Genomic DNA, 7,580 nt, shown 5'->3' on the forward strand with positions numbered 1-7,580 from the left:
CAAAGCCTTGCCGTCCCCGGTGCAAACCGCACGCACCTGCACCGCGCCACGCAATGCCATCGAAAGCCAACTGGCGGCGATTTGGCAGGAGGTGTTGGGTCTTGACAACATCGGCGTGGAGGATAATTTTTTCGAGTTAGGCGGTCATTCGCTGACCGCGTTGCGGTTGCTGTCGCTGATCAATCGGCGGCTGGATTGGAATTTGCCGCTCAGCCAATTGCTGCAACAACCTACCATTGCCGCGCTAGCCACACAGCCCAAACCCGCTCAATTGTCGCCACTGGTGGCTCTGAATCAGACGGAAGGTGATAATCCACCGCTGTTTTGCCTGCATCCGGCAGGTGGTACGGTGTTCGGTTATTACCCTTTGGCGCGTGCCCTTGCCGGTCATCGGCCTGTTTACGGGCTGTTGTGCCGAAGTTTCTTGGATAGCCATTGGCAGGATAGTTCGATCACGCAAATGGCTGCCGACTATGCCGATGCGGTGATGAAACAACAGCCGCACGGCCCGATTCATTTGCTGGGCTGGTCTCTGGGCGGCGCGCTGGCGTTGAGTATGACTCGTGTGTTGGAACAGGCTGGCCGCGAAGTGGCTTTTTTGGGCTTGGCTGATAGTTTCGTGCCCGGTTTTGATAACGATGACACCGACAATCAGGACAGCCTAGGTCATTTGCTGCCTGACATTTCGCCGGAATTGGCTGGATTCGATTCCAGGATGTTGGCGAGTATCCATCAAAAATCTAGTACCCAGCATCCGACTACGGAAGAATTAAAATGGCTGGACGTGAAAAATGGCTTGGCGATTATGCAGCGATTAAGCGCCTTGAGTGAAGATTATCGGATCGAAGCCGTTCGGGCGGGCTTGCATTGCTGGTGGTCGGATGAAGTCGGCGAGGTTGCCGATTTTGCCCAGGATACCTTGGAACAAGCCTGTGGTAGTCGGGTATTGTCCTCGGCACGGGTGCCTACTGACCATGCCAAGATAGTCAGGCATAAGGATTTCATTGCCGATGTGCTTGATTTATTGGGTGCAGATGCCAAAGCTTAAGCGGTATTGGCTATGGTTGCCACTGGTTTTTTTGCCGGCCTGCATGACGATGCCCGAACGCGATGCCGTTCAGGAAGCCGTTCCTTTGCCGAAGGCATGGACGGCGTTGTCGGTTGGCGTTGCCAAAGGCGAAGTCAGTGTCTGGCTTGCCAGCTTTAACGATGCCGATGTCAAAAATTTGGTGTTAACGGCGTTGGATGGCAACAACGATCTGAAAGCGACTGCGGCGCGGGTTACCCAAGCCCGCGCACAAGCACGCATCGAAGGCGCGCCCGCCAAACCGCAACTGAATGTGATGCCGGGCTTCGAGCACGCTGACGCTGGACGTGATGCGAAAAGCGTGACGGTGACAGGCAGCCGTTGGTCGGTGCCATTCAATCTGAGTTGGGAACTGGATGTCTGGGGACGGATCGGCGACGCGCAACAGGCGGCGGTATTGGAAGCCGATGCCGTTGAGGCTGATTTACAGGGTGCTACCTTGTCGCTGGCTGCGCGCACTGCGCAAACCTGCTTTGAACTGGCCGAAGCCCGGCAGCGGGTGTCGGTGGTGCAAGCCTCCATAGACGAACGCAAGGCACTGGTTGATTTGTTGCAGGGCCGTTTCAATCTGGGTTTGGCTCAAGGGCTGGATTTGAGTTTGGCGCTGACCGATCTCAGCGATGCGCGCGCCGAGCTGAAAGATGCCGGCAATCGCGTACAGCAGACTCAACGGCATCTGGAAGTCTTATTGGGCCGTTATCCGGCGGGAGGCTTGGGGCGTTGTACGCGCTTGCCGGAACTGCCGTCTGCGCTGCCTGTTGGTTTGCCGACTGATTTATTGGCTCGCCGTCCCGATGTGTCGGCGGCATTTTTTCGCTTGCGTGCCAAAGACCAACGCCTCAGTAGCGTAAGAAAGGCTTTATTGCCGAGGGTGACGCTGGCCGCGAGTGGCGGTAGTTTGGCTAATGCCTTGTCCGATCTGACTGATCCGCGTTCCGCAGCCTGGAATTTGGCTTTGGGTTTGACCCAACCTTTATACGCGGGCGACCGCCTGCAAGCTGACATCGATTTACAAGCCGCGCACAGCGAGGAAGCCTTGCATAGTTACCGGGAAACAGTACTTAACGGCTTGCGCGAAGTCGAGCAAAGCCTAGCGGCTGAAGACTGGTTGATAGGCCGTAAACAGGCATTGGCGGCAACTGCCAAACAAACCGAGACCAGCCGTGCTCTGGCGATTTATGCTTACCGAAATGGCTCCGTGGATATTTTGACTTTACTAGATAGTTACCGCAGTACCCTGATTGCCCGCACCGATTTGCTGAATGCGCGTCTGCAATTGTTAAACAATCGGGTGGATCTATATCTGGCATTGGGGGGTGGGATATGACGTTAACGCATCGCAATCGCCTGAAGTTTCTATTGCCGCTGATGGTTATATTGGCGGCAACAGCCGGGGCGGTGGTGCTTGCGACTAGTGCCAAACCGCAAATGCAAGCATCAAACGCTTCGCCGCCGATAGTCAAGACATTGCTTGTCCAACCGCAACGTGTAAAGTTACCCGTGCAGACCCACGGCATATTGCAGCCCGTGCGCGAAATCGGGCTGATTTCACAGGTTCAAGGCAGAATCGCGGCCTTGCACGATAGTTTTGTGGTGGGCGGCGGCTTCAAGGTTGGTGACGTGCTGGTTGCGGTGGAGTCCGCCGAATATGATCTGGCTATTGTCAGGAGCGAAACCCGGCTGGCGGAAGCCAAACGCATATTGGCTGAAGAGCAGGCAGCGTCGACCCAGGCGCAACGGGAATGGAAAGTGCTCGGTGAGGGTGCGCCGACACCGTTATCGCTGCGCGAACCGCAGTTGCAGGAAGCCAAAGCCAAACTCAAACAAGCCGAAGCCGAATGGGGCGATGCCAAATTGCAACGCAGCCATTGCGAGATACGCGCCCCGTTTAACGGGCATGTTAAGGAAAAGTTAGCCGGGGTTGGGCAGATGGCTGAGATTGGCAAGTCGCTAGGCCGGATTTATGCAGACGGTATGGCTGAAATTCGTTTGCCGTTGAGCCAGGCGCAAATCGGCTATTTGCCCACACCCGAAGTCCATAACGGCAAGACCATTGGCGCCAAAGTTACCCTCACAGCCGAACGTGGTGTGGGCCAGGTACAGCGGCAGGCCATGATCGTGCGTCGCGAGGGGATCGTCGATCAGAACACGGGGCTGGAATATTGGGTCGCCCGTCTTGAGCATCCCGAGCAAGCACCGGCTTTATTGCCGGGCACCTTTGTTAGCGCCGAAATTGAAGGCCGCGAGCTGGATGGGGTGTTTGAACTGCCCCGTGGCGCAGTGAATGCCGCTCAAGAAATTTTATGGGTCGATGCCGATAGCAAACTGCAAATTAAACGCTTGCAGGTGTTACATAGCGATGCCGAACGGGTTTGGGTCGGCGCTGGGCTGAGTGCCGGCGAGCGGGTGATCGTATCCGGTGTCGAAGTGCCGGTGGCCGGGATGGCGGTGATCGCCGAATCGGCTGACGGCAGCCTGTAATACGGAGAGCGGAATGAAAACTGCCGTGAGTTTGCCGCATTCGCTGTTGGCTTGGTTTGTTGCTAATCCGGTGGCTGCCAACTTATTGATGGTGTTGATCTGGTTAGGCGGCTTGGCAGGGTTGTTGGCGGTCGAGAAGGATGTATTTCCGCGCTTTAGCCCACAACAATTCGAGATTGTTGCCATTTACCCCGGCGCCGGGCCGCCAGATGTGGAAACAGCGGTGTGTATCCCGCTGGAAGAAGCCATTCATGACTTGCCCGGCATCAAGCATTTGGACACCAGCGTGTTCGAAGGGGAATGCCAGCTCAAGGTCAGCGTATTGCCGGGTCACCCGCGCGACACGGTCATGAGCGCCGCGCGTGGCCGTATCGATGCCTTGACGCATTTACCGGCAGCGGTGGAAAAAATTGACATCCGCGAGGCGCAACGCGACGGCGACGACGGCGTGATCTGGGTGGCTTTGTACGGAGAAGTCGAGCCATTACAGCTAAAAGCCCTGGGCGACCGGATTCGCGCCGAACTGTCGGCGTTGCCCGGCGTGACCCAGGCGGTCGATTATGGTCGGATGAATTATGAAATCAGCGTCGAAGTGCGGGCCGCCAGTTTGCGCCAATACGGTTTGACGATGGCCCAGGTGGCAACAGCGATTCGCCGGGCTTCTCTGGATTTAGCTGGCGGCACGGTGAAAACCCCGTCCGGTGATTTGTTATTGCAGGTGCAGGGCAGTGCGCGCCGTGGCGATGGTGTCGGTGAGCTGGTGTTGCTGCGTCTGCCTGACGGTGGCGTGTTGCGTATTCGCGACGTGGCGACGGTACACGACGGTCTTGGGGAAAAGGTGCTGCAATGGCGGCATGACGGCTTGCCTGCGCAGGGTTGGGAAATTCATGCCGAAACCGATGCCATCGAAGTGGCAGAGCAGGTGAGGGCGTACGTGCAGCAAACCGCCGCCACGTTGCCGGAAGGTGTGCAATTGAAAACCTGGTGGGATGATTCGATTGCATTTGACCAACGCATCGGCACGTTGCTGGAAGATGGCCTGAGTGGTTTTGTCCTGGTCTGGCTGGTGTTGACGCTGTTTTTGCGTGCCAGGGTGGCTTGGTGGGCCGGGATGGGGATTTTGACCTCGGTGCTGGGTACCTTGTGGTGGATGCCGATGCTGGGCTTGTCTTTGAACATGTTGTCGTTGTTCGGTTTTCTGCTGGCGATGGGAATATTGGTGGACGACGCCATCATCATCGGCGAGAGCGTACACAGCGAACAGCAAAAGCCAGGTGCCGATCCGCTGGGCGCGGCCATCATCGGTGTGGGCAAAGTGGCCTTGCCAGTGTTGTTGTCGATCTTGATCGCGCTGGCGGCGTTTCTGCCCGGCCTGTTTCTGCCGGGTTGGAGCGGGGAGATGATGCGGCCCATCGTCTGGGTGATGATACTGACGCTGATATTCTCATTGGCAGAAGCGTTGCTGATCTTGCCGGCGCATTTGGCCGTGCCGGACGCAGTAGAATCGCGCTTCCAAGGTCTGGCGCATTGGCGCGAACGGCTGAATCGCGGGTTGGAAGCGTTTGTCTCTGTTTACTACCGGCCACTACTGGAGTGGGCGCTGTCCTGGCGGTACTTGATACTGGCACTATTCCTTGCCTTGCTGTTGTTGACTGGCGGTCTGTATGCCAGCGGCCATGTCCGTCAGGCCATGAATCCGGACATCAGCAAGGATGCTTTCTGGGCTAGGTTGACCGTGCCGCCGGGCACTGCCCCGGCCGAAACCCGGCGGCTAGCGGAACGGGTGGAACGCGAACTGCTGAATTATCGCGACGCTCTGGAAGCGGCCGAGCCGGGTTACCCACTCTTAGTGGGTCAGGAGACTCTGATTTGGGAGCAGGAAGCCGGTCTGTGGCTGGAATTGTCCGAACAGGCGCGGCAGCGCGTCAAGGTTGACGATTTCGTCCGCGAGTGGCGGCGACGCATCGGCGATCTGGGTTTGGCGCGTCTGGATTTCATCGTTCGCGAAGGCGATGTGCCTTACGACATTGTGCTGAATATGGGTTCGGCCGATGCCGCCGTGTTGCAACAGGCCGGGGCGGCCTTGAAAAAGCGCTTGGCGGCCTATCCAGGTGTTTACGACGTGCTGGATTCCAACGTGGCCGGCAAGCCGGAATTGCAATTGAGCTTGAAACCAGCCGGCGAAAAACTAGGGCTGCAACTGACCGATCTGGCGGAGCAGGTGCGGCATGCCTATTACGGTGTCGAAGCGCAACGCTTTCAACGCGGCGGCAACGACGTGCGGGTGATGGTTCGCCTGCCGGCGGAACAGCGGCGTTCTCTCGACGATCTTTACACGCTACCGATTAGTCTGCCGGATGGCAAACAGACCCTGCTGTCGCAGGTGGCCGAGGTTGATTTTCAACCAGGCTATGCACAACTGACTCGTCGCGACCGGCAGCGGGTGCTGGAAGTCGCCGCCCGGATCGATCCGGGCCAGGCCGATCTCAATGCGATTTATGCTGATTTGGAGCAACAGGTGTTGCCGGGGTTGCAAAGCCGTTTCACCGGCTTGAAGGCCGACCTGGGCCGCGAGCGGCTGGAACAGAGCGACACATTGCATGCGCTGGGGCGTAATACCGCCATTGCCCTGACCGTGATTTACGCGATCATCGCCGTCAGCTTCCGTTCCTATGCGTTGCCGCTGGTGTTTTTGTTGGCGGTGCCGATGGCTTGGTGCGGGGCGGTGCTGGCGCATGCGATATTGGGTATGCCGCTGTCGATGGAATCGCTAGTCGGTATGGTGGCGGCCAGCGGGGTGGTGGTGAACGACAGCATGGTGTTGCTGGATTATATTCACGAGCATGAAGCACAGGCTAAAGACAAATTCGCCTTGATAGCCGAGGCTTGCGCCGCCAGGTTCCGGCCGATTTTTTTGGCCTTTTTGACCAATTTCGCCGGTTTCCTGCCGACCTTGCTGGAAACCAGCGTCCAAGCACAGTTTCTGGTGCCGATGACCCTGTCGCTGGCGGCGGGCCTGTTGTTCGGGATGTTTGCCAGCCTGTTGCTGACCCCGGTTTGTTATGCGGTGTTGCAGGACATGCAACGGCAAAAACCGGGCAATTGAGCAGTTGAAACAGATGCCTACCCACATAGGTGGCGGTTCACAACATGCTACGGCACAGCAAGTTGTGGGTATTGTTAGGTTAACCTGAGTTCGACATAAGAAGCAGTTGTCCACGAAACACACGAAAAGACACGAAAGCGATAAAATATGAAATCCTAAGCTATTGAAATTTATAATTTAAATTTTTCGTGTTTTTCGTGGACATTTCTTTATATCGAACTGAGGTTAGGTTAATGCTGATGAATGGCGGGCGGGTGGTACTGCGCAGTGGCTTTCCAATGGGAAACGGTTGCCGTGCTGATCTTGCCACGCAAGCCACCGCCACGCGCTGCCGCTGGCTTCGATGACACGGTTGTCTGGTGGCGACCACACGGCATGGCCGCTGTCATTACGGAACCGTATTGCGGTATGGATGCGCAAACATTCGCCGCTGTCCGCGTCCCAGAGGCGTAGCGTGCCGTCATCGCCCGCCGAGAGCAGGCGGCGGCCATCGGGGGCGAAGGCACAGGCCCTAACCGAAGCTTGATGACCTAGGAAGACGCGCAAACACTCGCCGCTGTCCGCGTCCCAGAGACGCAGCGTGCCGTCAGTGCCCGCCGAGAGCAGGCGGCGGCCATCGGGGGCGACCGCACAGGCGTTAACCGAACCTTCATGCCCGGCGAGGACGCGCAGGCACTCGCCGCTGTCCGCGTCCCAGAGACGCAGCGTGCGGTCATCGCCCGCCGAGAGCAGGCGGCGGCCATCGGGGGCGAAGGCACAGGCCCTAACCCAACCTTCATGCCCGGCGAGGGCGCGTAGGCACTCGCCGCTGTCCGCGTCCCAGAGGCGCAGCGTGCCGTCATCGCACGCCGAGAGCAGGCGGCGGCCATCGGGGGCGAAGGCACAGGCGTTAACCGAACCTTCATG

At 58.0% G+C, this 7,580-nt stretch carries 5 protein-coding genes; 4 read left to right on the forward strand and 1 reads right to left on the reverse strand.

Annotated features, from left to right (window positions below):
* From Q7V20_RS24025 to Q7V20_RS24040, 4 genes are all read left to right on the forward strand, one after another.
* Positions 1-1,048 (forward strand): thioesterase domain-containing protein (locus Q7V20_RS24025; RefSeq protein WP_304796787.1); only part of this gene is annotated, 1,048 nt, incomplete at its 5' end.
* Positions 1,011-2,414, forward strand: a complete 1,404-nt coding sequence (locus Q7V20_RS24030) for an efflux transporter outer membrane subunit (RefSeq protein WP_304796790.1) — start codon at positions 1,011-1,013, stop codon at positions 2,412-2,414. The genes Q7V20_RS24025 and Q7V20_RS24030, both read left to right, overlap by 38 nt.
* Positions 2,411-3,568, forward strand: coding sequence for an efflux RND transporter periplasmic adaptor subunit (locus tag Q7V20_RS24035; protein ID WP_304796792.1), 1,158 nt, complete (start codon positions 2,411-2,413; stop codon positions 3,566-3,568). The genes Q7V20_RS24030 and Q7V20_RS24035 overlap by 4 nt, the downstream gene beginning before the upstream one ends.
* 13 nt (positions 3,569-3,581) lie before the next feature.
* Positions 3,582-6,674 (forward strand): efflux RND transporter permease subunit, encoded by a 3,093-nt coding sequence (locus tag Q7V20_RS24040; RefSeq protein ID WP_304796795.1) that lies wholly within the window; start codon positions 3,582-3,584, stop codon positions 6,672-6,674.
* A 225-nt stretch (positions 6,675-6,899) separates the two neighbouring features.
* Here Q7V20_RS24040 and Q7V20_RS24045 read toward each other — a convergent pair.
* A partial coding sequence (locus Q7V20_RS24045) for a WD40 repeat domain-containing protein (protein WP_304796798.1) occupies positions 6,900-7,580 on the reverse strand: 681 nt, incomplete at its 5' end.

The sequence above is a fragment of the Aquabacterium sp. genome, from assembly GCF_030652515.1.
Lineage (GTDB): Bacteria > Pseudomonadota > Gammaproteobacteria > Burkholderiales > Burkholderiaceae_C > Aquabacterium.

What these genes read in the sequence shown, in the direction of transcription:
- Q7V20_RS24030 (WP_304796790.1), top strand. Translation starts at nt 1,011, where the DNA reads ATGTGCTTGATTTATTGGGTGCAGATGCCAAAGCTTAAGCGGTATTGG.
- Q7V20_RS24035 (WP_304796792.1), top strand. Translation starts at nt 2,411, where the DNA reads ATGACGTTAACGCATCGCAATCGCCTGAAGTTTCTATTGCCGCTGATG.
- Q7V20_RS24040 (WP_304796795.1), top strand. Translation starts at nt 3,582, where the DNA reads ATGAAAACTGCCGTGAGTTTGCCGCATTCGCTGTTGGCTTGGTTTGTT.